Source organism: Cupriavidus sp. Met-2 (genome assembly GCF_049843575.1).
Taxonomy (GTDB): domain Bacteria; phylum Pseudomonadota; class Gammaproteobacteria; order Burkholderiales; family Burkholderiaceae; genus Cupriavidus; species Cupriavidus metallidurans.
On record NZ_JBBHZL010000008.1, the window covers coordinates 84,937 to 110,979 of the forward strand.

Here is a 26,043-nt window from a genome sequence, read left to right on the forward strand (position 1 = left end):
GGGGTGGGTGTGGCGGTTTTTCCCAGACACCGAGAGAGACAAACAATGCCAAAGCTCGCAGCAAACCTGACGATGCTGTTTAACGAAGTCGGCTTCCTGGACCGCTTCGAGGCCGCCGCCCGCGCCGGATTCCGTGGCGTGGAGTTCCTGTTTCCGTACGCGTTTCACGCCGACCAGATCGCTGATCGCCTGAACCGCTTCCAGCTCGACCTCGTGCTGCACAACCTGCCCGCCGGAAAGTGGGAAGCGGGTGAGCGCGGCATCGCCTGCCACCCGGACCGCGTGGGCGAATTCCAGGACGGCGTGGGCGAGGCCATCAAGTACGCGAAGGTACTGGGCGTGCGCCAGTTGAACTGTCTGGTCGGCATCCTGCCGCAGAACGTGAAGCGCGAACAGGCGCAGGAAACGCTGGTGGAAAACCTGCGTTTCGCGGCCAATGCGCTGGCGCAGGAACATATCGATCTGCTGGTTGAACCGATCAACACGTTTGACATCCCGGGCTTCTTCCTGTCGCGCACGCAGCAGGCGATCGACCTGATTGGTCAGGTCAACGCGCCCAACCTCTACGTGCAGTACGACATCTATCACATGCAGCGCATGGAGGGCGAGATCGCCAATACGATCCGCGCCAACCTGCCGAAGATCAAGCACGTGCAGCTTGCCGACAACCCCGGCCGCAACGAGCCCGGCACCGGCGAGATCAATTACCAGTACCTGTTCCGCTTCCTCGACGAGATCGGCTACCAGGGCTGGATCGGCTGCGAATACAAGCCGAAGACGACCACCGAAGCCGGCCTGGGCTGGCGCGCGGCGCACGGCGTTTGAGCCGGCGTTCCGCTGAAATCCGAATCGAATTCTTTCTACTGACTGGAGACAAACATGGCAAACCAACGCAACGTCGGCTTTATCGGCCTGGGCATCATGGGCGCGCCGATGGCGGGTCACCTGCGCGCCGCCGGCCACACGCTGTTCGTGCATGACGTGAACCCGGCACCGCAGTTCCTGGTGGACGCAGGCGTCACCGTCTGCACCAGCGCCGAGGAAGTGGCCAAGCGTGCCGACATCGTGATCGTGATGGTGCCGGACACCCCGCACGTCGAAGCCGTGCTGTTCGGCGAAAAGGGTGTTGCCGCCGCCTTCAAGGCAGCCGGCAAGGAAGCCAGCTACAGCAAGATCGTCGTGGACATGAGCTCGATCTCGCCGATCGCCACGAAGGACTTCGCCGCGCGCATCAACAAGCTCGGCGCCTCGTACCTTGACGCACCGGTGTCGGGTGGTGAAGTGGGTGCCAAGGCCGCAACGCTGACCATCATGGTCGGTGGCCCGGCCGAAGCGTTCGACCAGGTCAAGCCGCTGTTCGAACTGATGGGCAAGAACATCACGCTGGTGGGCGGCAACGGCGACGGCCAAACCACCAAGGTGGCCAACCAGATCATCGTGGCGCTGAACATCCAGGCCGTGTCCGAAGCGCTGCTGTTCGCGTCGAAGGCTGGTGCCGATCCGGCAAAGGTGCGTCAGGCGCTGATGGGTGGCTTCGCGGCTTCGCGCATCCTGGAAGTGCACGGCGAGCGCATGGTCAAGCGCACCTTCGATCCGGGCTTCCGCATCGAACTGCACCAGAAGGACCTGAACCTGGCGCTGCAAGGCGCCAAGGCACTGGGCGTATCGCTGCCGAACACGTCGACGGCGCAGGAGCTGTTCAACGCGTGCGCCGCGAACGGCTTCGGCAAGCTCGATCACTCGGCACTGTGCCGCGCGATCGAAATCATGTCGAACCACGAGATCGCCAAGGGCGCGAAGTAAGCCCTCCCGCGGCTGCCCTGCCTGACGGCGGGCGGCCGCGTTGATTGTTGTCCTTGTTTTTCTGCTTGCGTTTCATTTCAGGACCCACATGTTTGCCACCGACGCCACCGCCGCCCTGCTGTCGCCGCAGCGCCAGGCCGGCACGCCCGACTATCGCGACGCCTCTCAAGCCCGCGCGCTGTTGCGCGATCTGTTCGATACGGCCGTCTCGGCCGTGAGCGCGACGCATTGCCTGCCGCCGCATTTGCCACAACCGCCGAAGGGACGCACCGTTGTGATCGGCGCGGGCAAGGCCGCCGCCGCGATGGCGCAGGCAGTAGAGGCGAACTGGAAGGGCGAACTGTCGGGGCTGGTGGTCACGCGCTATGGCCATGGCGCCGATTGCCAGCGCATCGAAGTCGTCGAGGCCGCGCACCCGGTGCCTGACGCCGCGGGCCAGCAGGCCGCGCAGCGCATGGTGGAACTGGTGCAGGGACTGACTGCCGACGACCTCGTGCTGTGCCTGATCTCCGGTGGCGGCTCCGCCCTGCTCGCCGCACCCGCGTCGGGCATCACGCTGGCGGACAAGCAGGCCGTGAACAAGGCGCTGCTGCGCAGCGGCGCGAGCATCGGCGAGATGAACTGCGTGCGCAAGCACCTGTCCGCGCTCAAGGGTGGCCGCCTGGCTCTGGCCTGCGCACCCGCGCGTGTGGAAACGCTGCTGATTTCCGATATTCCGGGCGATGATCCCACCTTGATCGCCAGCGGCCCGACACTGCCGGACGCCACCACTTGCGCGGATGCGCTCGCGGTCATCGCCAAGTACAACATCGATGTGCCCGCCAACGTGCGCGCGCATCTGGAGAGCGGCGCGGGTGAAACGCCAAAGCCCGGCGACACCCGTTTCGAAGGTCATCGCAACGTGACGCTGGCCAGCGCCCAGCAGTCGCTCGAAGCGGCCGCCGCACGCGCACGCGAACTCGGCCTGACCGCGCACATCCTGTCCGACAGCATCGAAGGCGAAGCGCGCGACGTGGCCGAAGTCCACGCCGCGATCGCGCGCCAGATCGTCGCGCATGGCCAGCCGTTCGAGAAGCCGTGCGTGATCCTGTCCGGCGGCGAGACGACGGTGACGGTGCGAGGCAATGGCCGTGGCGGTCGCAATGCCGAGTTCCTGCTGTCGCTGGCGGTGTCGCTCGACGGCCTGCCCGGTGTGCACGCGATCGCTTGCGACACCGATGGCATCGACGGCTCCGAAGACAATGCCGGCGCGCTGCTTGGCCCCGATTCGCTGACGCGCGCCGTGGCACGCGGCCTGTCTGCCCGCGCGCATCTGGACAACAACGACGGGTACGGATTCTTTGCCGGTATCGACGACCTGATCGTCACCGGCCCGACCCGTACCAACGTGAACGATTTTCGCGCGATCCTGATCATCTGATCGCGCCCTGCAAGGAACGAGGAAGAGAGGAGACACTCATGAGACGCCAGCGCAAAGCCAAGATCGTGGCCACACTGGGCCCGGCCAGCACGGACATCGCGGTCATCCGCCAACTGTTCGATGCCGGGGCCGACGTGTTCCGGCTGAACTTCAGCCACGGCACGCACGAGGACCACCGCGCGCGCTACGACGCCGTGCGTCAGGTGGAAGCCGAGACCGGCCGTCCGATCGCAATCCTGGCCGACCTGCAGGGCCCGAAACTGCGCATCGGCACGTTCGCGGCCGGCAAGGTGGCCGTGAGCGCCGGCGACACGTTCGTCCTCGACAGCGACCCGACGCCGGGCGATGCGAAGCGCGTCTACCTGCCCCACCCCGAGCTGTTCAAGGCCGCCAACGCGGGCCAGTCGCTGCTGATCGACGACGGCAAGGTACGCCTGAACATCGAATCGGTGGCTAGCGGCAGCATCACCACGCGCGTGGCCAACAACGGCACGCTGTCCGACCGCAAGGGTGTGAACGTGCCCGACGCGGTGATCCCGATCCCCGCGCTGACCGAAAAGGATCGCAAGGATCTGGCCTTCGCACTGGAGCTTGGCGCCGACTGGATCGCGCTGTCGTTCGTGCAGCGTCCGTCGGACATCCTCGAAGCGCGCGAACTGATCGGCACGCGTGCCGGCGTGCTGTCGAAGATCGAGAAGCCGGCCGCGTTGCAGCAGCTCGAGGAAATCGTACGGGTGTCGGATGCAGTGATGGTCGCGCGTGGTGACCTCGGCGTGGAACTGCCGCCCGAGCGCGTGCCGGGTGTGCAGAAGCGCATCCTGCGCATCTGCCGCCAGCTGGGCAAACCGATCGTGATCGCCACGCAGATGCTCGAATCGATGATCGACTCGCCGGTGCCGACGCGCGCCGAAGCGTCCGACGTGGCGAGTGCGATCTATGACGGCGCCGATGCCGTGATGCTGTCGGCCGAATCGGCCAATGGCCGTCATCCGGTGGCCGCTGTCTCGATCATGAATCGCATCATCACCGAGGTCGAGAACGATCCGCTCTACCGCAACATGATCGACGCCCAGCACGAGGCACCGCTCTCCACGCGCCAGGACGCGATCTGCGCGGCGCTGCGCGAGGTCACGCAGATCATCGGCGCGAAGGCCACGGTGACGTACACGTCGTCCGGCGCCACCGCGCTGCGCGCGGCACGTGAGCGGCCATGCGCGCCGATCGTCAGCATCACGCCGAACCTGGAGATCGCGCGTCGGCTGGCCATCACCTGGGGGGTGCATTCGACTGTCAGCCCGGACGTGCAGAGCGTCGACGAAATGGTCGAGGCCGCCGCGCGCGCCGCGCTGGTGGAAGGCTATGCCGCACCGGGCGACCAGATCACCATCGCGGCCGGGATGCCATTTGGCCAGGGCGGCACGACCAACCTGCTGCGCGTGGCAGAGGTGGGTACGGAAGTGGCCGGGCTGGACATCGGCAAGGTGCCGGCTGCCGAGGCGGTTTGATGCGCTGAATCGCTCCCCCATCCCGCTTACGTCACGTGGGAAAGGGGTCGGGGGAGCAGGCTGGCGATGCACATTGCCGGCTACGCAGGATTTCCCTTTGGCTACCAGGCTGACCCCCTGCTCGCCGGCCGCCCACGCCCTTATCAGCCCGCTTGTCGCCTGGTGCGCGGGCGGCTTCCCTTTTTCGAGGTAACGAATTCTGAACGGTGCGCTGGGCGTCAGGTGCCGTTGCTATACTCCACCGGCATCGGGCAGCCGAAGCGCGGCTGCCGCCATACATGACCCGACGGAGCCCACATGCGTCTCGATGACGAAGCCGAAAGCCAGAACGTAGAAGATCGCCGCGGCGGTGGCTACGGCGGAGGCGGAGGGTTCGGACTGCCGATCGGCGGCAAGTCGATCGGTATCGGCACGATCGTCATTGCGCTGGCCGCTTCATATTTCTTCGGCATCGACCCCTCGCTGATTTTCCAGGGGGCATCGGTCGTCCAGAACCAGCAGCAACAGGCGCCGCAGTCCCAGGCACATCGCCCGCCCGCCAACGACCAACTGACGGTTTTCACCCGCAAGGTGCTCGGCAATACCGAGCGCACGTGGGAACACATCTTCGAAACCGACCTGAACCGCCGTTACGCGCCACCGAAACTGGTGCTGTTCTCCGGCGCCACGCAAACCGCCTGCGGTACTGGCCAGTCCGCCATGGGTCCGTTCTATTGCCCGGGTGACCAGAAGGTCTATATCGACCTGTCCTTCTATGACGAACTGCGTCAGCGCTTCGGCGCCGGTGGTGATTTCGCGCAGGCATATGTGATCGCGCACGAGATCGGCCACCATGTGCAGAACCTGCTCGGCGTCTCGGAAAAGGTGGATGCGGCACGTCGCCGCATGAACGAGGCGCAGGCCAACCAGCTTTCGGTACGCATGGAATTGCAGGCCGATTGCCTGGCTGGCGTGTGGGCTGCCAACGCGCAGAAGCTGAACCAGCAGTTGCTGGAACCCGGCGATATCGAGCAAGGCCTGAAGGCTGCCGCCGCAATCGGCGACGACCGGCTGCAGCGTCAGGCACAGGGCTACGTGGTGCCTGAAGCCTTCACGCATGGCACGAGCGAGCAGCGTGTGCGCTGGCTGCGTCAGGGCCTGACGACCGGCGATATCCGCAAGTGCGACACATTTGCCGCGCGGCAACTCTAGATCACTTCGGGAAGGACTGCAGACACTGCCGAGGGGGAAAAATCACCTGCGCGACGGAGAGAGATGGAGGAGGTCGGTCGCGCAGGTGGGAGAGAAACTTTTGAGCTGGCGGCCACCGGAGTGGCCGCCACGGTCCATGAGGACCGGATGCGTCAGACGCTGTAGCCGTAGAGCTCGCCGCCGTTGCGCGAGTTGTCGAGCGACGAAGCGGAGATCTCGCCGCTGAATGCGTGGGCGCCTTCGCTGAAGCTATCGAACTTGCCCTGGCGGGTGCCTTCGCTATACGGGTCGAACTTGCTGGCGCGTTGTCCGTCGGTATAGAAGTCGTACTTGCCGATCTTCGCTCCGTCGGAATACACATCGAACTTGCCCACTCGGGCGGCGTCCGCATATACATCGAATTTGCCGGCCTTCTTGGTGGCGGCGGGAGCGGCTATCGCGGCCGAGGCGGCAAATGCAGCCAGCACGAGTGCGCCGCCAAGGATACGTTTGGCGTTCATCTGGGACTCCTTCAACTGATTCACAACTTTCTTATGGATACAGCTGACTTCTGCCCGGATACGCCATCTCTGTGGCGATCGAGCACGGACTGAAGGTTAGTGGCTCGTCGAACCAGGAGAAATACCGCTGCGACGAATGGTGCGTTGCACGCCGTGAAACGCTGAAGATGTGGATGAACGGAAGGGATTGCCTGACCGAACGGTGCTTACCGTTCGGTACTGCCAGGCGGCGCGGCTACCCGCGCGCGCCGCTTCGGGCGCACGGTGGGTAGCTGGCCGGGGGAAGGATCAAAGCGTGAACTGGCCGCTGGCCTCGGGCTGGAACGCGATCTCCACGATGGTCACGCGTTGCGCGCGGCCGTCGGGCAGGCGGTAGTCGACGGTGTCCCCAGAGCGGGCACCCAGCAGTGCCTGGCCAATTGGCGACAGCACCGATAACCGGCCAGTGGCCAGATCGGCATCGTCCGGGTACACCAGGGTCCAGTCACGCGGCTTGGCCTCGCCTTCGAGCGCACAAACCACACGTGAATTCATCGTCACGACATCCTTCGGGATCGCGTCGGGCGACACAATGGCCGCGCGCTCCAGTAGTGCATCCAGCATCTCGTCGAGTTCGGCGGTGCCGGCACGGCTGGCAATTCCCTCGAGGCGCGTGACGTCGAGTTCGGTCAGGTAAAGGGTTGCCGGGCGCGACGGCGCGGCGGTCGTGTTTTTGGTCTTGGCCATGGCAATGCCTCTCACGGAAGTGAAATCCAGAATCGATTGGCCGGCGCAACTTCACGCGCGCCGGACGGACACAGCTTGGTAATGCAGCGAATGCAGCAACTAATTCGGCAGCGGATCACGCGGCAACTGGCGAGGCCTGGTGCTGCGTGTGAATGCGGGGGTACGTGCTGGCTCGGGCCCGGTTCGGCGCCGGGCCTTCTGCTGGTTCAGGAAGGGGATCGGTTAGGCCGGGAACCGGGCAGGATCAAGCGGGGCGTTGATCCAGCGGCTGGCGTCGATGGGCGCCGGCATCACGCGCGCGCGCGCCGGTCGCTGGAAGCGAACCATGACGGAGACGGCGAGCAGTAGATGACGGGACATCGTGGGGAAATCTCTGAGTTACAGGTAAGTCACCGAAGCGACCAGCGGCCATCGTAGCACAGCCAGGCGGCAACGGTTCGATTCGAGGCGAGGGGGCGGAATGCCCCTGTTCCGGCTTGCCGCCCGCCTTGTTGCGAGATGTCGCGAGATCGGCGTGACGATGCCGTCCCGCTGCATCCCTAGTGTCGTGGGTGGCACTCGCAGGCCGCGCCCTCGGCTGCCTGCTGCAGGTTCTGCAGGATGCCGCACTCGCTGGCCGGATGCGGATTTGGGTTCTCGCAGGTATGGCGCAGCGTGCGCAACTGACCTTCCAGCGCTTCCAGCGAAACACGCTGGGCGTGGATCTGCTCGATCTGGCGGTCCAACAGCGTATTGATGTCGTCGCACGCGAGTGACGGATTGCGCTGGAAGTCGCGCAGCTTGCGCACGTCGGCCAGGCTCATGCCCAGCGAGCGGCAGTGGCGCACGAAGTTGAGCTGGACGAGGTGCCCGTCGCCATAGCGGCGATAGCCGTTGTCCTCGCGCTGCGGTGCGTCCAGCAGCCCTTCACGTTCGTAATAGCGGATGGTTTCGATGTCGCAGCCACTGTGGCGGGACAGTTCGCCGATACGCATGGTCAGTGCCTCCACGATGCCAGATCCCTGTAGTAATTACAGGGTTACCGGTGAAGTGTAGCCCAATCAGGCGGACCCTGCAGAGGCGGGGCCACGCGCTGCATCGCGCACATGCCATTGCGCCGGCGCCAGTTCGGCCACGATGGCTTCGATGCCCCGGTGGGGCTGCGCCGCACCGCACATGAAGATATCCACAGCCGCGAAACCATATTCCGGCCAGGTATGGATGCTGATGTGCGATTCCTTGAGCAGCAGCACGCCCGTGACACCGAGACCGGGGCCGAAATGCTGGAACCGCGCATCCACCGGCGTGGCGCCTGACACGCGGGCGGCATCGTAAAGCACGCGCTCGATCAGCACGGCATCGGTGAGCCGTGCGGCGGTCACGCCCTGCATGTCGAGCAGCAGGTGGCGGCCAAGAACCGGTGGGCAGGCAAGCGTCGGTGCATTCATGGCGATCGTCTCACCGGACTACTTGTGACCGGCGCCCGAAGACCAGCCGCCGCCCGAACCGCCGTATCCGCCGGAGCCACTCCAGCCGCGAGCCGACGACGATCCACCGGACGTACTGCCCGCCGACCCCAGCGTGTAGAACGTGACACCGAACAGCACGATCAATCCGTAGACAAGAAACAAAAAGCGCACAGCTCAGTCCCCTCCCCCGATATGCCCCGAAAACGCCTGCACGGTCCAGATCGGCAGCCAGAGCAGCACCGTGCCCAGCAGAAGCCCGGCCATGCCGGCACCGCCGAAGAACGAGATCGGCAGGTTCAGCAACCACATCGCGATAGCGATGCCCCACGCGACCTTGCGGCAGTACGCGAGGTCGCCGGTGGCTGGCGCGGCGGGACGCTTGCGCTCGGGTAGCGCCTTCGCCGCGGCGGCCAGCGCCTTGTTGCCCTTGAACCATTGCGCGACCTGGGTGCGCGACACCGTGGTGGACTGCGTCCAGACGATCTCGGTGTCGCTCGTCTCGCGCGTCAGTCGTCGCGCCGGCGGGCCGAACTCGGTCAGCCGCGTGGTATCGCCGGCCTGCACGCGCCAGTTGAACGTGCCGGCCGCATAGAGCACGCGGCTGACGTATTCGAACCCCTTGCGGTACTCGTTGCCGGCAAGCACGGCCACGCTCGACGACGCCATCGTGCCGGGCCAGACATCCAGCACGCGCACGCGGTCCCAGCCGGCGTCCTGCTCCACGAGCCACAGAAAGCCGGCCGATTCGTTGAACAGCAGGTACTCCATCCAGGTCGAGGTCTCGTCCTCGTCATCATCGGTGCACTGAAGCAGGCCGAGCACGGTGTATGGCTTGCCGTCGATTGTGCCGACCTCGCCCGGCGTCAGGCTGGTCTGCAGTGCCTCGATTTCGGCGTGCTTCTCCAGCACGATGGCTGTCGACGTGGTGCAATCGACTTCGCTATGGCAGCTTGGGCAAATGATGAAATTCGCCACGCCGGCGCGATAGGCGATCGGGCTGCCGCAGTTTGGGCAAGCCAGCGGAATCGCCTTGCCACGATAGCGGTCGGCGGTGCGGTCAATCTCGTCTGCGCTGCGCAGAAGCTGGCACTTGAGCTGGTCGAGCTCGACCATCTGGCCCGTGTAGACCGCGGGCGGGTAACCATCGGCGTAGTCGAGCGTCAGGAAGTTGCCCGCGTTGCGGAAGTCCGCGACCTGAGCGGTCCAGCCCGCGCCGACCTGGAACGGCAACTCGCCCTGCCCACCGGTGCAGCGCGCGGTGCGCACATCACCGGCTTCGTAACGATACTTGTTGAAGAACAGCGGCTCGCCGGGCTTCAGGCCTTCGAACTTCGGCAGCTTGCCGACCGACGCCTTCGCGGCGTCTTCGTCAGGCACCCTGCGCGTGAACATGTACTGGCCCGACGCATCGCCGAGCCAGCCGTCCGTGCCATCGTCGAACAGCACATACCATTCGCTCCAGAGGCCGGCGTCGTACCGCAACTGGAGACGGCCGACCAGCGTGAAGCCCTGCCCCTTGCCGTCATTCGGCCAGATGCCGCTGGTGCCGATCTGCAGCGGCGAGTAGTCCTCGAGCAACGCCGACATCTTGCCGATGTCGCGTACCTGATCGGCCTCGCGCAGCAAGGTGCTGTGGCAGTACTCGCAGACCGCCATGACCGCGGCGGACGACCGAAAGCGGACCTCCGCGCCGCAGCCCGGACAGTTGACCGTTTGCATGGAGCGGAATCAGCCGACGAGTTTCTTGAGAATTTCCGCCTTGGCCGTATCGAACTCCGCCTGCGAGATCAGGCTCTTGTCGAGCAGCTCCTTGAGCTTCTGCAGCCGCGCCGCCGGATCTTCGGCGGCGGGCGTTGCGGGAGCGACGGGCGCTGCAGCGGGTACACCCGCCACCCCGCCGACGAGTCCGCCAGCCATCGCCTGCCCCATGACTGCCCCGGCGGCCAGACCCGCGCCGAGCCCGGCGACACCGCCCTCGTTCTGCGCGGCAAGCGGGATCGAGCTGGCCACCTGGTACTGCGTGTACTTGGCCATGTCGCCCATCATCCCCATCGAGATGCGGGTGTCGATGGCCTTCTGCAGTTCCTCTGGCAAGGAGACATTGGTGACCGCGAAGTTATCGAGCGCTACGCCATAACGCTCGAACTCGGGCGCGAGCTTTTCGTGGATCGTCTGCGACATCAGCGTCTGGTTCGCCGCCATGTCCAGGAACGGTACCGACGACGCGCCAAGCGTGTTCGTCATCGTGGCGATCAGCAGGTTGCGCAGCTGCTCTTCCACTTCGTCGCGCGTGTACTCGGCGCGCGTGCCGCTGATCTCGGTGTAGAACTTCTGCGGATCGCTGATCTTGTACGAATACAGACCGAAGGCGCGCAGCCGCACCATGCCGAAGTCCGCATCGCGGATCGTGATCGGCTGCGCCGTGCCCCACTTGCGGCCAATCTGCAGGCGGGTGCTGAAGAAGTAGACGTCCGACTTGAACGGCGATTCGAACAGCTTGTCCCAGTTCTTCAGGTACGTCAGCACCGGCAGCGTCTGGGTGGTCAGCTTGTACATGCCGGGGCCGAACACGTCGGCGATCTTGCCTTCGTTGACGAAGACCGCCATCTGGGATTCACGCACGGTCAGGCTGCCACCGTACTGGATCTCCATGTCTTCCATCGGATAGCGCCACGCCAGCACGCCGTCCGTGTCCTCCGTCCACTGGAGGATGTCGATGAACTGCTTCCTGATGAACGACCCGATGCTCATGTCAGCTCCTTCTTCCCAAGGAATGATTCACGTCCTGGCCTCAGGACAGGCACGCGGCATTGAGCACGCCGACCGAGACCGACATCGTGCCCATCAGCCCGCCCATGGCCATATTGTTAGATTCGATGGCCGCATCCATATCCGGCAAAGCGCGCGCCAGCGCCGCGTAGACCACTGCCTGCACCACCATCGCCACCAGCGACCACACCAGGAACATCAGAAATGTGTCGTTGTGCTGGAGACTCGACGACAGCGTGAAGCAGAAACCGAGCGTGCTGCCGCCCAGAGAGAGCGCGGCAGCCACATTGCCCTGGCGGATCAGCGCGAACTCGTTGAAGGGCGTGATCCTGGTGTAGACTCCGACGAACACGACCAGCAGCACAAGGCTGGCCAGCAGATGCTCGGCGTAGGCGTAGATGGGTAGCATGGTTCGGGTACGCGGCCTGTCGATGGAGTTGTGGAAATATCCGGTCCTGCGCGATGCGCTTGCCGTGCGGCGATGCCAGCGGCAAACTACGCGGCAAAGTATAGCCGCAGTCCTATTCCTTCCAATATCAATTTGTGACACGCCGGAACGCCAGCCGCGCTCCGGGCGATCTCCTGTTGCTCACCTGTTGCGACCGCCGCCCCATGCGCGACCGTACCCTAGTCCTTTCGGTGTTGATCGTAGCCTCCTGCGGGCTTGGCTACGAACTGATTGCCGGCGCCCTGTCGAGCTATCTGCTCGGCGATTCGATCCTCCAGTTCTCCTCGATCATCGGCTGCTACCTGTTTGCGATGGGTGTCGGCTCGTGGCTCTCGCGCTACGTGAAGGACGAGGACGTCCTGACCCGCTTCATCGACATCGAGATCCTTGTCGGCCTGCTCGGTGGCATCTCGGCGGCGCTGCTGTTCGTGGTATTCGCCTGGCTCTCCGCGCCATTCCGCACCGCGCTGTATGCGCTGGTGTTCGTGATCGGGATGCTGGTCGGCATGGAGATTCCGCTGGTCATGCGCATCCTCAATGCGCGGCGTGCCCAGTTCAGCGATCTGGTGAGCCGCGTGCTCACGTTCGACTATCTCGGCGCGCTGGCAGTGTCGCTGGTATTCCCGCTGGTGCTCGCGCCACGGCTCGGGCTGTCGCGCACGGGATTCCTGTTCGGCATGCTCAACGTCGCGGTGGCGCTGTTCACACTGCGCATCTTCCGCGACGAGGTGTCGCGCACGACGTTGCGCACGCTGCGCGCAGGCATGGTGCTGGCGGTGCTGACAGTCGGCTTCGCCGGTTCGAACTATCTGACGCACTGGGCCGAGCGCGGCCTGTTCGGCGACGAGATCATCCATAGCGAAACCACCCCGTACCAGCGGCTGGTCATCACGCGCTGGAAGGACGATCTCCGCCTCTACATCAACGGCAATCTGCAGTTTTCCTCGCGCGACGAACACCGCTATCACGAAGCGCTAGTGCACCCGGTGCTGCAGGCGCTGCCGTGGGCGCGTCGCGTGCTGGTAATCGGTGGCGGCGATGGGCTGGCGCTGCGCGAGATTCTCAAGTACCGCAATATCGAGCACGTCACGCTGGTCGACCTGGACCCGGCGATGACCACGCTATTCTCGCGCAGCGAACCGCTACGGGCACTGAACCACGGCTCGCTGACCGACCAGCGCGTGACAGTGGTCAACGCCGATGCCGCGCAATGGCTCGAGCAGAACCAGGACAGCTTCGACGCGATCATCGTCGACCTGCCTGACCCGTCCAATTTCGGGCTCGGCAAGCTGTATTCCGTGCCGATGTACCGGCTGATGTCGCGCCATCTGGCCGAGAAGGGCTACGCGGTGGTGCAGTCGACATCGCCCTACTACGCACCGCGCTCGTTCTGGGACATCGACGCCACGCTGCGTGAAGCCGGGCTGCATACGTGGCCGTACCATACCTACGTGCCGTCGTTCGGCGAGTGGGGCTACATCCTGGTCGGCAAGCGCAACGACTACACGCCGCCGACGCGCTACGACGTGCCGATGAAGTTTCTCGACGGGGATACGACTGCGCTGATGTTCCGTTTTCCCGCCGACATGGCGCCGCGCCAGGGCGAGCCGAACCGGCTCAATGAACAAACTCTCGTGCACGACTTCGAGCGTGACTGGCGCAATGTCATCCGCTAAGTCATCCGCCAAGTCATCCGCCAAGTCATCCGCCAAGTCATCCGCAAGTTCGCTTGCCGGAGCGGCTGCTCCAGTACGCCGATGGACCGCCGCCGCTTCCTGATCGCCGCCGCGGGTACCGCGCTGGCCGGCTGTAGCCGCATCGGCGACGAGGCCGACAGCTTCCTGCGCGGCCTGGCCCTGCGCGAACCCACGCCGGTGGTCCTGCGCCCCGGCATGGCGGAGGGGCACGCGCTGCGTGACCAGCGCGGCTGGCCCGAGCCGGGCGGCGAACTGCGCACCGATGTGGCGATCCTGGGTAGCGGCCCGGGCGGGTTGTCGGCCGCATGGCAACTGTCGCGCGCCGGTCATCGCGACTTCATCATGCTCGACGGCCCCGAGTTCGGCGGCAATGCGGCCGGCGGCCAGTTCGGCGAGATCGGTTTCCCGCGCGGCGCGCATTACCTGCCATTGCCTTCGGCGCAATCGACCCACGTGCGCGAGATGCTGGCCGACGTCGGCGTGATTGAGCGCGATCCATTCGATGCGCGCCCACGCTTCGACGAACATGCGTTGGTGCATGCGCCGGACGAGCGGCTGTTCTTCGACGGGAAATGGCAGGACGGCCTGCTGCCCGATCATGACGATCACGATGCGCAGCACACACGCTTCCTCACCCGCATGGATGCGCTGCGCCACGCCACCGGCAGCGATGGCCGCAAGGCATTTGCGATTCCGATCGCCGAATCTTCGCGTGACCCGGCATGGACGGCGCTCGATCGCCAGACCTTCCGGCAATGGCTGAAAGCCGAAGGCTTTACCGCACCGACGCTGCACTGGTACGCCGATTACTGCTGCCGTGACGACTATGGCGCGGGGGCTGATGCCGTTTCCGCGTGGGCGGGCCTGCACTACTTCGCCAGCCGTGGCGGCCATGCCAGCAATGCCGCCGATGGCGCGGTGCTGACATGGCCGGACGGATTGCACGGTATGGTGACGCGGCTGACATCGAAGATCGATGCGCGGATGAATGCCGGCCAGCCATGGCGGCGCGCGGGCATGGCGGTGCGTATCGACGAAACGTCTGATGGCGTCAGCGTGCTGTGCGCGCACTGGCCCGATGGTGTTACACGGCCGCCCGCGCTTTTTCGCATTCGGGCGCGGCGCGTTATCTGCGCGATGCCGCTGCATGTCGCCGCCCACGTTTTGCCGCTGAAGCCGCTCGGCTTCGACCCGGCGCAACATCTGCAATATCACGCGCCCTGGCTGGTTTCGTCGTTCCACCTGCGGGGGTTTCCGCAGGAGGCCGCCGGGGTGCCGCTGGCGTGGGACAACGTCGTGCATGGCTCGCGCGGCCTCGGCTACGTCGTGGCCACGCACCAGTGGATCCGCCAGGCACGTCCGGCGCACACCGCGTTCACGGCCTACTGTCCGCTCGACGCCGAATCCGGTGCGCCTGCCGGGGGATCGCCAGATGCCGTCAGGCGATGGCTGGCGGATGCCGACCCGGCCGCGCTGATGGACCTGGCCGTGTCCGATCTTCGCGCGGTCTATGGCCGCGAATTCTGGCGCCATGCGGACGCCGTCGAGATCACGGCACGCGGCCACGCGATGGCCACGCCGGTGCCGGGCTTTCTGGGCAACGCGGGCATCCGTGCGTTGCGTGAGACCGACGGCCGCATCCTGTTTGCCCACGCCGACCTGAGCGGACTCTCCGTGTTCGAGGAAGCGGCATGGTGGGGCACACGCGCCGCGCTGAGAATCGTCGGATAGTGACGCCGGGGTGGGGACGACCGTCTGCGCCGGCCCCTGCCATCCTGTAGAATCGACGCCAGTCTTTTTGTCTTTTGCGTCACCCGCGCCCCGACTCCTCGTGCAACCGTTCCGGTTACTGCTGATGATTGTGCTGCTTGCCTTCCTGCCGTTGCAGGCATGGGCAGGTCTCGGCACGTCCGCGGCAGGCGTCGGCATGGTGCAGGTGCCTCAGACGGCCGATGTCTCCGACGTCGCTCGGGCCACGCTCGCCGTGGCGACCGATGCTTCCGCTATCGCCGATGTTGGCGATCCCGGTGATATGCCGGCGCCCACGACTCAAGAGTCCTCCCACCCTGCCGATAATGCGGAACCGTCGTCACCGGGCGCGGATTTCGCCGAGCAGTTGTTGCCCGCGCCGCTTCCGCGCATGGCAACCGCAACCGGCCGTGGCGCGGTGCCGCAGTACGCCCGCATCGCCCTGCCGGACCCCGACCTGCCTCTGCTGCCGCGCCCGCCGCGCGGCTGATCCCGCTTTCGCGCGAAGGTTGCTTCGCGCGCACCTTTATCGCGCAGTTCGCATCCAGCGGGCCGCGCGCTTGCGGCCCGTCCGCGTTCTTCCTAGTCTCGCCCCACATCCATGAAACGTATCTTTCTGTTCCTGGCGACCAACCTCGCCGTCATGCTTGTCCTCAGTGTCACGGCCAGCCTGCTGGGCGTGAATCGCTTCCTGACCTCGAACGGCCTCAACCTCGGAATGTTGCTGGCATTCGCGGCGTTGATGGGCTTCGGTGGCTCGTTCATCTCGTTGCTGATGTCCAAGACCATCGCCAAGTGGTCGACCGGCGCCCAGGTCATCACCCACCCGAGCACCAGCACGGAGCTCTGGCTCGTGCAGACCGTCGAGAAGCTGGCCACGCGCGCCGGCCTGCCGATGCCAGAGGTGGCGATCTACGATGGCGAGCCCAACGCATTCGCTACCGGCGCGTCGAAGAGCAGCTCGCTGGTGGCTGTGTCCACGGGCCTGCTGCAGTCGATGTCGCACGACGAGGTCGAGGCCGTGCTCGCGCACGAAGTGGCCCACATCGCCAATGGCGACATGGTCACGCTGACGTTGATTCAAGGCGTGGTGAACACGTTCGTGATCTTCATGGCACGCGTGGTCGGCTACTTCGTCGATTCGTGGCTGCGCCGCAATGACGAGGAGTCGAGCGGCCCCGGTATCGGCTACATGGTCACCGTGGTGGTCTGCGAGATCGTCTTCGGCATCCTGGCCAGCGTCATCGTCGCCACGTTCTCGCGTCATCGCGAATATCGTGCCGACGCCGGCGCGGCGAAGCTGCTCGGCACGCCGAGCCCGATGGTGGCGGCATTGCGCCGCCTGGGTGGTCTGGACGCCGACGGCCTGCCGCAGAACATGCAGGCGATGGGTATCTCGGGCGGCAAGTCGTGGCTGGCGCTGTTTGCAAGCCACCCGCCGATCGAATCGCGCATCGCGGCCCTGCAAGGCACCCGCTAAGCCCCGCAGAGCGCTGGTGGCTACGCAGCCGCCAGCGCCACTGCCTGCCCTTCCCCGCGGAATGCCGCCCGGTATCGCTCGGGCGTCGTCTGCACATGGCGCTGGAATGCCTGACGCATGACATCGGCATTACCGAATCCGGTGACATGCGCGATGGCTTCCAGCCGCCGATCGCCCCCTTCCAGCAGACGCCGCACCGCTTCCACGCGAAGCCGCTCGACATAGCGCGCTGGCGTGTCTCCCACCTGCTTCACGAAGACCCGCGCAAAATTGCGCGGACTCATCGCCACCTGCTCCGCCAGCACGCCGACCGACAGGTCCCGGCCGAGGTTATCGGCAATCCATGTCTGCAACGCTCGCAGTTCAGGGCTTTGCGCCGCTTGCGCCCGCAGCACCGTCGAAAACTGCGCCTGATTGCCCGGACGCCGGAGGAACAGCACCAGATCCCGCGCGACGTCCAGCGACACCGTGTGGCCCAGGTCTTCCTCGACCAGTGCGAGCGACAGGTCCATGCCAGCCGAGACGCCGGCCGAGGTATAAAAGCGACCCGCGCGAATCCAGATCGGATCGGCATCGACGTCCAGTTCCGGGTGCCGATGGGCCAGCCGCTCGGCATGACGCCAGTGAGTGGTCACGCGCTGCGCGTCGAGCAGCCCCGTACCGGCCAGCACGAACGCCCCGGTGCAAACCGCGCCCATCCGCCGCACCTGCGTCGCCTGCGTGCGTAGCCAGCCGATCAGCTGCTCGTCCTCGGCGGCCCGTGCATGGCCCGAGCCGCCCGAGATCAGCAGCGTGTCGATCGGTCTGCCCACCTGCTCGACGATGCGGTGGTACGGCGCGTCCGCCAATATGCGCAGACCGCTCTCCGTACGCACGATGGCATCGTCGCTGACGCTGACCACGTGCAGGTCGTAGGGCGGCGACTCACGGCCGCACAGCTTGTTGGCGGCACCGAACACGGCGGTCGGCCCGGTGACGTCGAGTTCCTGCGCAGGATCGGGCGCGACGATGACGACAACGCGCGGCGGTTCGGGGGCTGGGTGCATGGCTGGGCAAGTGATTGGGCGCGGATGCGCCGATCATACGCCCGCCGCCGACGGCGCCAGCCGCTCCTGACGCTGCCACGCCAGCGTCACGGCAAGAGCCACCGCCAATGCCGGCAGCACCGCCAGGTTCACGCCCTGCCAACCCCACTGGTTCAACACCTGCCCCGCCGCCAGTGTGGCCAGCGCGGTCAGCGCGGCTGCGGAAAACTCGCTGGCCGCCTGCGTCCGTGCCCGCTCCGCCGGGCGGTAGCTGCTGGTCAGCAGCGTCGTGCCGCCGACGAACATGAAGTTCCACCCCACGCCCAGACAAAGCAGGGCGAGATAGAAGGCCGGCAGCGTGGTCGAGCACAGCGCGACGATGGCCGCGAGCGCCGACAACGCGATGCCGCTCACCAGCATCACCGGATTGCCGAAGCGCTGCAGCAGCCAGCCGGAGAAGAACGATGGCGCATACATGCCGACCAGGTGCCATTCGATGATCTGGGCGCCCTGCTTGATCGTGTGCTGGCACGCCACGGCCGCGATCGGCGTGGCCGTCATCATGAACATCATCACGGCGTTGCCGATACCGTTGTTCGCAAACGATGCCAGGAACACAGGCTGGCGAAAGATCTCGCCGAGCGGCCGGGCCGGAAGGTTATCCACAGCCGCCGCAGCGTGCGCCGTTGCCGGTGGTTCCCGATAGGCCAGCGCCAGCACGGCCACGGATAGCGCGCCGAACACGGCAACTACCGCGTAGGAGCCGGCAAACGGCAGCGGCTGCATCATGTCAGCGCTCCAGGCCGCGATCGCGGGGCCACACACCGCCGCCACTACCCCACCGGTCAGCACGGCCGATATCGCACGCGGCTTCTCGGCAAGCGGCGCGGCATCGGCAGCGGCCAGGCGATAGAAGCGCGCGAATGCCTGGAACACTCCGACCAGCGCCGTACCGAGACAAAACAACACGAAGTCGTGCCGCCAGATCGCCAGCACCGAAACCAGACCACCGGCCATGCAGGCCAGTCCGCCGAGGCAGAACGCCGGGCGTCGGCCAAGTCGCTCGATCAGGAAAGCCGCGGCGATGGCGGTCAGCGCCGATGCCACGGTAATCAGCGCGAATGGCAGCGTGGCCAGCGCCTTGTTCGGCGCGAGGGTGTAGCCGACCAGCCCCGTCAGCGTCAGGTCGACGGACAGCGCCGAGGTATAGAGTGCCTGGCACAGCGCCAACACGCGCGCCTGCCGCAATGCGTGGGAAGCCATCGCGTCTCCGATGTGGAAATGGGGATGGCACCCAGCGTACGGGTCGGCATGGCCGTCCGACTGACAACGTTCAGCGGATTTCTGCCAATCGGGAACTCAGCGGCTCAGTTGAAGACATCCTGCCGATAGCGGCCCTGCGCGACGAGACCGCCAAACCAGTCGGACGCCGCCTTATCGGTCATGCCACCCTGCGCCATGCCGATCTCGATCAGTGTCTGGCGTACCGCTGGCGCCATGCGGCGGCCATCGCCGCAGACGTAGATCGTCGCGCCGTCCCGTACCTGCGCCCAGACCTGCTCGCGCCGCTGCCAGAGCAGATCCTGCACATAGCGCGGTGCATCCGGCACGACTGAGTACGCCGGGTGAACCTCCACCACACCCTGCCCGGCCCAGCGTTCGATGTCCTCGCGATAGAGCCAGTCATGTTGCGGATGGCGGCAGCCGAAGTAGAGCTGCGCCGGCGTCACCGCATTGCCCGCCATCTTCCGCAACGCGCGTTCCTCCAGGAATCCGCGGAACGGCGCGATGCCGGTGCCCGGACCGATCAGCAGCATTGGCGCCGCCGGGTCGGGGTCCGGGGCGAACGGCGGATTCGGCGTGCGAATCGACGCGGATACCCGCGCGCCGGGCGGCAGATGCTGGAGCCACGTCGACGCCACGCCACGGAACTGCCCGCGCCCGGACAACGCCGGCGCGCAGACGGTGCCGACCAGTAGCGTCGCCACATCGGGCGATACCAGCGGCGACGATGCAATCGAGTAAAGGCGCGGCCGCATCGGCACAGTACACGCCAGCAGTTCCTGAAGCGTCAGCGCGATCGCCGGATGTTCGACCAGCACATCGAGGATGCCCAGCCGCCGCGCGACCACCTTCGTGGCGTACCCATGCTCCGCGTCGTCCGAAGCAAGTTGTTCGATCGACTGCTTTGTGAAAGGGCAGCGCGTGGCCTGCGCCAACGCACGCAGCGTCTGTCTCGAGACCACGTCCTGCAGCTCAATGAAGTGCGTCAGCAGTTGCCGCACCGGCAACGCCTGGTCGATTGGCAGGCCACGCCCCATGCCGTGTGGTGCGGAGATCGTGGCCTGCGCATCGGGATCGAGATCGAGCCGCTCGCACAACTCGGAAACGAGTTGCGCATCGTTCTGCGGCCACACCGCGATGTGATCGCCGGTGCGATACGTGATGCCCGGAGGCAGTTGCAGCCGGATATCGCGCGTCGACGTGCGCGGCGCCTCGATCGAGAAATCCCACAGGCCGCTCGGGTCGCCTACCAGTTCGTCGTTTGACAGCACCGTGAACGCCTGCGTGCCGGCTGGCAGCGTTTCAGCGCGGATTGCCGCCATGCTGCGCACCTGCACGTCCACGCCGAGGCCACCGGTGCCCGCGCCGTCGGCCTGCAGCGCCTGCCAGAGTTGCGCGAGCCAGCGCTCGGCCGCCTGATCGAAGTCGCCATTGCCATCGGCTTCGCCACGCGGCAGCAGCGGCACCGCACCCGCGGTAATAAAGAAATCGAACACGCGACGTGGGAACGCCTGGTACGTCGCCCACTGCGAATTGCCGCAGCCGAGCAGCGCCAGCCGCATTCCATTCGCGCGGTAGCCACTGGCATCGTCCGCGTCGAGCATCGCTTCGAATTTGCGAGCCGAATCGGGCGCGCGGCCGTTGTAGGTAGCGGCCACGACGACGACCAGGCCCGAAGTGGGCAAGACGCCTACGGCGTCGTCGAGGTCGGCCAGCTTCGCGTCGAAGCCCGCCGCAATGGCGCCGGCATGGATCTGCTCAGCCAGTTCGCGAGCCGTGCCGAGACTCGATGCGCACAGCACGGTCATCGCCTGCCCATGGCCGCGAACGTCTGTCTGCGCCGCGTCGGCAACGGCCTGCGATGCCTGCCGGGTCACGAACCGCTCGTGTGGCCTGCGTCGCCGCACGCGCAGCACGAACTGATCGGGCTTGATCGTCAACGTTTCCTTGAGCCGGAACTGGTAGTCGTGCGGGTCCTGGAACGCAAAGTTGCGCAACATCAGCGCCAGCGCGAGCTTGGCTTCGGTCAGCGCGAACTGGCGGCCGATGCACGCGCGCTCGCCCTGTCCAAATGGCATATAGGCATGGGCGGGAAGCTTCGCCTCGTTCTCGGGCAGGAAGCGGTCGATATCGAAACGCTCGGGGTTCGCCCAGACCTTCGGATCGCGATGCAGCGCGGTCAGCACCACCGAGATGCGACGGTCCTTGCGCAGCCGGTAGCGGCCGCCCAGCACCACGTCATCGAACGGCGCCACCGCGAAGGCGGGTGCGGTCGGCCACAACCGCAGCGTTTCCTTCAGCACGCGGTCGAGCACGGGCATACGCGCCAGATCGGCATAGACCGGCAGCGCATCGCCGGGCAGCACTGTGTCGACTTCGGCATACGCCTGCGCCAGCACGCCCGGATTGCGCAGCAGTTCATAGAGCGCGAACGTGAGCAAGCCGCTGGTGGTTTCGTGGCCGGCAATCAGGAACGTGATGACCTGATTGCGGATGTTGGCGTCGTCGAGCCGCCGGTCGGTCTCGGGATCGCGCGCTTCGAGCATCAGGTTCAGCAGATCCATGCCCGACGTTGGCGACACGCGCCGCTGGCGAATCACGTCATCGACCAGATTGCGCATGTATGCGATGTCCTCGGCGGCCTGGCGATGCGCGCGGCCCATGAAGCGATCCTGGATCGGCAGGCGCGTGAGCTTCTGCATCGCCTCCCCCAGCGCGCCGACCATCGCCATCACGAACGGATCGAGTTCGTCACTCGCAAACGATGCGAAGTCGTACCCGAAGCCCGCCAGCGCGATGGTGTCGAGCGTCAGGCGCGTCATGTCGTCCGCCACGGCGATATCGGCGTCCGGGCCCTGTCGGTCCCATTTGTCCACCAGCCGGTTAGCCACACGCAGCATCACGTCGAAGTAGGCTTTCATCGCCCGCTGGCTGAACGCCGGCATCAGAATGCGGTGCGCGCAGCCCCAGTTCGGCTCGTCGCTGTGCGCGGTGAACAGGCCGTCGCCGGCCATGTCGCGCAGGTAGGACAGCGGTGGCCCGATGATCTTGCGAAAGCGCGTGGCGTCGCACAACTCGCTGGCCAGCGCGACCGACGACACGAACGGCACGCGCTTGCCGGCGAAGTCGAGTTCGAAGATGCCATCGTGGTGGCGGCTACGCGCCAGCAAATGCTGGCCGACCTCGCCCGGCGTGATCTGGAACAGGTTGCCGAAGATCGGCCAGCCCGGATCGCGGGGAATCGGCTCGAGGGCAGCGGCAGGTGTTGCAGTGGACATGGGGGAAGCGCCTTGTCGCGCGTGGACGTCATCAGGAAGGCTGCCGTCGACGATCGCCAGATTCGACGGCGAAGTCAACGCACTGGCACCGAGGATGCCTTCCAATCGGCACTTCTGTCCGCTCTGCCCCGTCCGTTTGAAATGTTTGTTCGAATCCCGGGCGCGGGCACCGAACCGACTACCGGATCGAATGCGCGATCGACTGCCTAATCAAGCACCTTGCCGCGCAGGGCCTTGACCTGGCCGCGCTGGGTCTTGGCCTCGATCCGGCGCTTGCGCGACGCCAGCGTCGGCCGCGTGGCCCGCCGCACGCGCGGCGGCTCCGCCACGCTGCGCACCAGTTCGTGCAGCCGCCGGATTGCCTCTTCCCGGTTCAACTCCAGGCTGCGATGCTGCTGGGCCTTGATGACCACCACGCCGTCGCGCGTGATGCGATGGTCGTGCAGCGCCAGCAGCCGCTCCTTGTGATCGGGCTCCAGCGACGACGCACGCACGTCATAGCGCAGATGCACGGCGTTCGACACCTTGTTGATGTTCTGCCCGCCCGCGCCCTGGGCGCGGATCGCGGTGATGTCGTACTCCTGATGTGGGATGAAAAAATCGTCGGCCATGCGCCGCATCATAGCAACGCTGTGGCCGACGATGTGGAGCAATCGGTATCAGGACGCCGGCGCGATGTTCTGATTCGTGGAGAACAGGTTCTGCGGATCGTAGGTGCGCTTGATCTGCGCCAGGCGGGCGTAGTTCGGGCCATAGGCCGCGCCGATGCGCGCGGTTTCATCGTCGGTCAGGAAGTTCACGTAGACGCCGCCAGTGGCGAACGTCTCTGTGGCGCGGAAAAAGTCGCGCGCCCAGGCGATACAGGCGGCGTCCTCGTCGGGACGCTCCCACCGCGCGTGAACGTTCAGCACATAGCGGGCGTCGCGATGGTGATACGCGGTGGCATCGGGCGCCACGCGATTGGCCACGCCGCCCACCTGCCCGACGAAGATGTCCGCCAGCGGCGACGGTAGCCGCAGTGCGAAGTCCGTCATGGCGTCGATCGCCCCATCCTCGAGCCGAGTGAAATTGTGCGACTTCCAGTAGTTGCGGGCACCCGGACCAAGCAACGCGTCGAAGGCCTGTTGCCACGCGGTGTAAGGCATCTGTCCGACGTGTTCGCCCACGGTCTCCCCGAACTTGCGCAGCGGTTCGATCGCCTTCTCCGCGGCGGCCGGATCGCCGTCGTGGAACACCGCCAGCACCACCACATCCTTGCCATGCGCGGAGGCCGGCAGGAAGGGCAGCGGCGGCGCTTTACGCAGCACGACCCAGACGTTGAGATCCTCGGGCATCGTCGATTCCACATAGGCGCGGTATTGGCGGAGCACTGCCTTCGCCTCGACCGCCGGGAAGACCAGCAGGCCCGCCGTGATCATCGGCCCCACGGGATGCAGTCGGAACTGGAAGAGCGTCACCACGCCGAAGTTGCCGCCACCGCCGCGCAACGCCCAGAACAGCTCAGGCTCATGTCGCGAATCGGTCCAGTGACGCGTGCCGTCAGCGGTGACGATCTCGCAGCCGAGCAGGTTATCCACAGTCATGCCGTACTTGCGCGTGAGCCAGCCGAAGCCTCCACCAAGTGTCAGTCCAGCTACGCCGGTGGTCGAATTGATCCCGAGCGGCGTGGCCAGACCCTGCGCCTGCGCCTCATGGTCGAAATCGGCGAGCGTGGCGCCGGGACTCACCCACGCTACGCGTTCGAGTGGGTCCACGTGGACGGTACGCAGTTGCGACAGGTCGATGACGAGACCGCCGTTGCAGATCGCGCTGCCAGCGATGTTGTGCCCGCCGCCCCGCACCGCGAGCACCAGGCCACGGTCGCGCGCGAAGCCGACGGCCTGCATCACGTCGGCCGTGCCCGAACACTGGACGATGATCGCCGGACGCCTGTCGACGGTGGCATTCCAGACCGTACGTGCTGTTTCGTATCCTGCATCGGCGGGGAGCAGCACCTTGCCGCGCACGGCGTGGCGCAGCATGTCGATATGATCAGTGGTCAGGTTGGGCATGGCGGTACCTCCACAAACATGCCCGGGGCTTCGGAATTCGCACCCGGAGGAGATATCCATGCAAGGCACGCGCCAATGGGCGGAAAGCCGCATTGGCGCTGGATTGTCTCAATGTACGGGGTAGCAACGCCGAGGCGAGTTGGCCCGACCTGTTGCAAAGTTGGGACGGCGTGAAAGGGACATCCGCGCGCCCGGCACGGTCACGCTGGCAGACAGACTTTATCGCTGCCAGCGAGGGGGGCGCTTCTGCAGGAACGCATCGATGCCCTCGCCCGCATCCTCCTCCATCATGTTCCGCGCCATGACGTCGCCCGCGAATGCATAGGCATCGCCCAGCTCCATCAGGCGCTGGCGATAGAACATCGCCTTGCCGTAGCGAATCGCTGCCGGGCTCTTGGACAGAATCGCCTCCGCCTTGCGCGCCACGGCGGCGTCAAGCTCCTGCTCGGGCACGGCCTCGTTGATCAGGCCCCAATCCGCTGCCGTCTCGGCATCGATGAAGCGGCCGGTTACGAGCAGGTCGAACGCGCGTTTGGTCGAGACATTGCGCGACAACGCCACCGATGGCGTGGAGCAGAACAAGCCGACGTTGATGCCGGACACCGCGAACTTCGCCGCAACCGACGCAATAGCCAGGTCGCAACTCGCCACGAGCTGGCAGCCGGCGGCCGTGGCAATGCCGTGCACCCGCGCGATGACCGGCACCGGCAATGCCTGGATCGCCTGCATGACCACGCTGCATTGCGCGAACAGCGTGCGGTAGTAAGCCAGGTCCGGGCGACCGCGCATCTCGCGCAGATCGTGCCCGGCGCAGAACGCCTTGCCTTCGGCGGCCAGCACGACGCAACGTACCGAGTCGTCCCGGGCGACATCCTCGAAGGCCACGCGCAGCGCTTCGAGCATGGCTTCGGACAGCGCGTTGAACTGCTGCGGCCGGTTCAGCCGTAGCGTCACCACGCCATCATGGGTCTCTCGTAACACGAAGGGGTCAACAGCCTTGCCGCCGGATTCCATTTCCACGTCTGCGCTCCGTCAAGGGGTGAGTGTCCAGGTTCGGACCTGCAGGAATGTCCGGTCAACTCGGGCAGATATCCGGCCGGCGAACCATCCAGACCCTATTCGACACCAGAACAAAGCTGGAATCCACTGATTGGTCTGGCACAACTTGCGTCTTTTTGCGCACTTTAACCCGTGCGCAGTGACCTGGCAGACACCGGAACAGCGACTAATATGGTGTTACGCACCAGCCCCGTGCGGTATCTACAACAGCGGAGGGAAATTGCAATGGCAAGAAGACTGAGCTGGCTCGCAGCAACGGCAACGGCATGTGTCGTGATGACGATGGGCCAAAGCGCCCTGGCCCAGGAAATTCCACTGGTCACCGGCAAGCAATGGACACAATCGACCGAACAGATGAAGAAGGCCTATCTGGTGGGCATCGCCAATCTGGCCCAGGTGGAATCGGCTTACTACGCCGACAAGCCGCCCGGCGACACCCAGAGCATCATGCCCCGTCTGTCGAAGGGGCTCAGGGGCCATACGCTCGATACCGTGCGTCAACGTGTGGATAACTGGTATGCGGCGCACCCCGACCAGCTTGCGCGGCCGGTGATCGAGACGATCTGGTTCGACATGGTCATTCCCGGCCTGCAACCCCAAAAGTGAGGTG

General features: G+C 65.7%; 25 protein-coding genes. 10 read left to right on the plus strand and 15 right to left on the minus strand.

Features of this window, described 5'->3' with window-relative positions; genetic code table 11:
- Window positions 1-45 precede the first annotated feature (45 nt).
- The 5 genes from hyi (at window position 46) to ypfJ (ending at window position 5,919) form a co-directional block, all read left to right on the plus strand.
- Complete coding sequence (gene hyi, locus WD006_RS17960; protein WP_008646150.1) at window positions 46-825, plus strand: hydroxypyruvate isomerase; 780 nt, start codon at window positions 46-48, stop codon at window positions 823-825.
- Window positions 826-879: 54 nt separating this feature from the next.
- Window positions 880-1,803, plus strand: a complete 924-nt coding sequence (glxR, locus tag WD006_RS17965; RefSeq protein WP_011517881.1) for a 2-hydroxy-3-oxopropionate reductase — start codon at window positions 880-882, stop codon at window positions 1,801-1,803.
- Between the two features lie 88 nt (window positions 1,804-1,891).
- The gene (locus WD006_RS17970; RefSeq protein ID WP_011517882.1) at window positions 1,892-3,223 is read left to right on the plus strand and encodes a glycerate kinase type-2 family protein; all 1,332 of its coding nucleotides are present in this window, start codon (window positions 1,892-1,894) and stop codon (window positions 3,221-3,223) included.
- Window positions 3,224-3,261: 38 nt separating this feature from the next.
- Window positions 3,262-4,728 (plus strand): pyruvate kinase, encoded by a 1,467-nt coding sequence (pyk, locus tag WD006_RS17975; RefSeq protein ID WP_008646154.1) that lies wholly within the window; start codon window positions 3,262-3,264, stop codon window positions 4,726-4,728.
- 297 nt (window positions 4,729-5,025) lie between these two features.
- Complete coding sequence (gene ypfJ / locus WD006_RS17980) at window positions 5,026-5,919, plus strand: KPN_02809 family neutral zinc metallopeptidase (RefSeq protein WP_011517883.1); 894 nt, start codon at window positions 5,026-5,028, stop codon at window positions 5,917-5,919.
- Between the two features lie 152 nt (window positions 5,920-6,071).
- Here ypfJ and WD006_RS17985 read toward each other — a convergent pair whose 3' ends face one another.
- The 9 genes from WD006_RS17985 to WD006_RS18025 form a co-directional block, all read right to left on the minus strand.
- Entirely contained in the window at window positions 6,072-6,419 is a 348-nt protein-coding gene (locus WD006_RS17985; protein ID WP_008646158.1) for a hypothetical protein, read from the minus strand.
- Between the two features lie 288 nt (window positions 6,420-6,707).
- Entirely contained in the window at window positions 6,708-7,145 is a 438-nt protein-coding gene (gene rnk, locus WD006_RS17990; protein ID WP_011517885.1) for a nucleoside diphosphate kinase regulator, read from the minus strand.
- 222 nt (window positions 7,146-7,367) lie between these two features.
- Window positions 7,368-7,505, minus strand: coding sequence for a hypothetical protein (locus tag WD006_RS17995; RefSeq protein ID WP_008646160.1), 138 nt, complete (start codon window positions 7,503-7,505; stop codon window positions 7,368-7,370).
- Between the two features lie 179 nt (window positions 7,506-7,684).
- Entirely contained in the window at window positions 7,685-8,119 is a 435-nt protein-coding gene (locus WD006_RS18000) for a Cd(II)/Pb(II)-responsive transcriptional regulator (RefSeq protein WP_008646161.1), read from the minus strand.
- 66 nt (window positions 8,120-8,185) lie between these two features.
- Complete coding sequence (gene speD, locus WD006_RS18005) at window positions 8,186-8,572, minus strand: adenosylmethionine decarboxylase (RefSeq protein ID WP_011517887.1); 387 nt, start codon at window positions 8,570-8,572, stop codon at window positions 8,186-8,188.
- Between the two features lie 18 nt (window positions 8,573-8,590).
- Window positions 8,591-8,764: a hypothetical protein gene (locus WD006_RS18010; RefSeq protein ID WP_017513169.1), complete on the minus strand. Its 174-nt coding sequence runs from the start codon at window positions 8,762-8,764 to the stop codon at window positions 8,591-8,593.
- 3 nt (window positions 8,765-8,767) lie between these two features.
- A complete protein-coding gene (locus WD006_RS18015) occupies window positions 8,768-10,312 on the minus strand; it encodes a DUF4178 domain-containing protein (protein ID WP_011517888.1) in 1,545 nt (514 codons plus the stop codon).
- 9 nt (window positions 10,313-10,321) lie between these two features.
- Window positions 10,322-11,344, minus strand: coding sequence for an SPFH domain-containing protein (locus WD006_RS18020; RefSeq protein ID WP_011517889.1), 1,023 nt, complete (start codon window positions 11,342-11,344; stop codon window positions 10,322-10,324).
- Window positions 11,345-11,384: 40 nt separating this feature from the next.
- Entirely contained in the window at window positions 11,385-11,771 is a 387-nt protein-coding gene (locus WD006_RS18025) for a DUF350 domain-containing protein (protein ID WP_011517890.1), read from the minus strand.
- 203 nt (window positions 11,772-11,974) lie between these two features.
- On the opposite strand from WD006_RS18025, the gene WD006_RS18030 reads away from it, so the two are divergent.
- From WD006_RS18030 to htpX, 4 genes are all read left to right on the plus strand, one after another.
- Window positions 11,975-13,486, plus strand: coding sequence for a polyamine aminopropyltransferase (locus WD006_RS18030; protein WP_011517891.1), 1,512 nt, complete (start codon window positions 11,975-11,977; stop codon window positions 13,484-13,486).
- Window positions 13,487-13,567: 81 nt separating this feature from the next.
- On the plus strand, window positions 13,568-15,238 hold the full coding sequence (locus WD006_RS18035; protein WP_011517892.1) for an FAD-dependent oxidoreductase: 1,671 nt from the start codon (window positions 13,568-13,570) through the stop codon (window positions 15,236-15,238).
- A gap of 124 nt (window positions 15,239-15,362) precedes the next feature.
- A complete protein-coding gene (locus tag WD006_RS18040; protein ID WP_029306873.1) occupies window positions 15,363-15,746 on the plus strand; it encodes a hypothetical protein in 384 nt (127 codons plus the stop codon).
- Window positions 15,747-15,857: 111 nt separating this feature from the next.
- Window positions 15,858-16,736, plus strand: coding sequence for a protease HtpX (htpX, locus tag WD006_RS18045; protein WP_011517894.1), 879 nt, complete (start codon window positions 15,858-15,860; stop codon window positions 16,734-16,736).
- 20 nt (window positions 16,737-16,756) lie between these two features.
- Here htpX and WD006_RS18050 read toward each other — a convergent pair whose 3' ends face one another.
- The 6 genes from WD006_RS18050 to WD006_RS18075 form a co-directional block, all read right to left on the minus strand.
- Window positions 16,757-17,782: a GlxA family transcriptional regulator gene (locus WD006_RS18050; RefSeq protein WP_011517895.1), complete on the minus strand. Its 1,026-nt coding sequence runs from the start codon at window positions 17,780-17,782 to the stop codon at window positions 16,757-16,759.
- A gap of 33 nt (window positions 17,783-17,815) precedes the next feature.
- Complete coding sequence (locus WD006_RS18055; protein ID WP_011517896.1) at window positions 17,816-19,024, minus strand: MFS transporter; 1,209 nt, start codon at window positions 19,022-19,024, stop codon at window positions 17,816-17,818.
- 104 nt (window positions 19,025-19,128) lie between these two features.
- Entirely contained in the window at window positions 19,129-22,323 is a 3,195-nt protein-coding gene (locus WD006_RS18060) for a bifunctional cytochrome P450/NADPH--P450 reductase (protein WP_011517897.1), read from the minus strand.
- 206 nt (window positions 22,324-22,529) lie between these two features.
- Window positions 22,530-22,934, minus strand: a complete 405-nt coding sequence (gene arfB, locus WD006_RS18065; RefSeq protein WP_029306872.1) for an alternative ribosome rescue aminoacyl-tRNA hydrolase ArfB — start codon at window positions 22,932-22,934, stop codon at window positions 22,530-22,532.
- A gap of 48 nt (window positions 22,935-22,982) precedes the next feature.
- Window positions 22,983-24,374 (minus strand): FAD-binding oxidoreductase, encoded by a 1,392-nt coding sequence (locus WD006_RS18070; protein ID WP_011517899.1) that lies wholly within the window; start codon window positions 24,372-24,374, stop codon window positions 22,983-22,985.
- A gap of 219 nt (window positions 24,375-24,593) precedes the next feature.
- The gene (locus tag WD006_RS18075) at window positions 24,594-25,388 is read right to left on the minus strand and encodes an enoyl-CoA hydratase (protein WP_029306871.1); all 795 of its coding nucleotides are present in this window, start codon (window positions 25,386-25,388) and stop codon (window positions 24,594-24,596) included.
- Between the two features lie 270 nt (window positions 25,389-25,658).
- Between WD006_RS18075 and WD006_RS18080 the strand changes: the two genes are divergently transcribed.
- Window positions 25,659-26,039 carry a hypothetical protein gene (locus WD006_RS18080; RefSeq protein WP_011517901.1) on the plus strand — a complete coding sequence of 127 codons (381 nt, stop codon included), beginning with the start codon at window positions 25,659-25,661 and terminating at the stop codon, window positions 26,037-26,039.
- Window positions 26,040-26,043 lie beyond the last annotated feature (4 nt).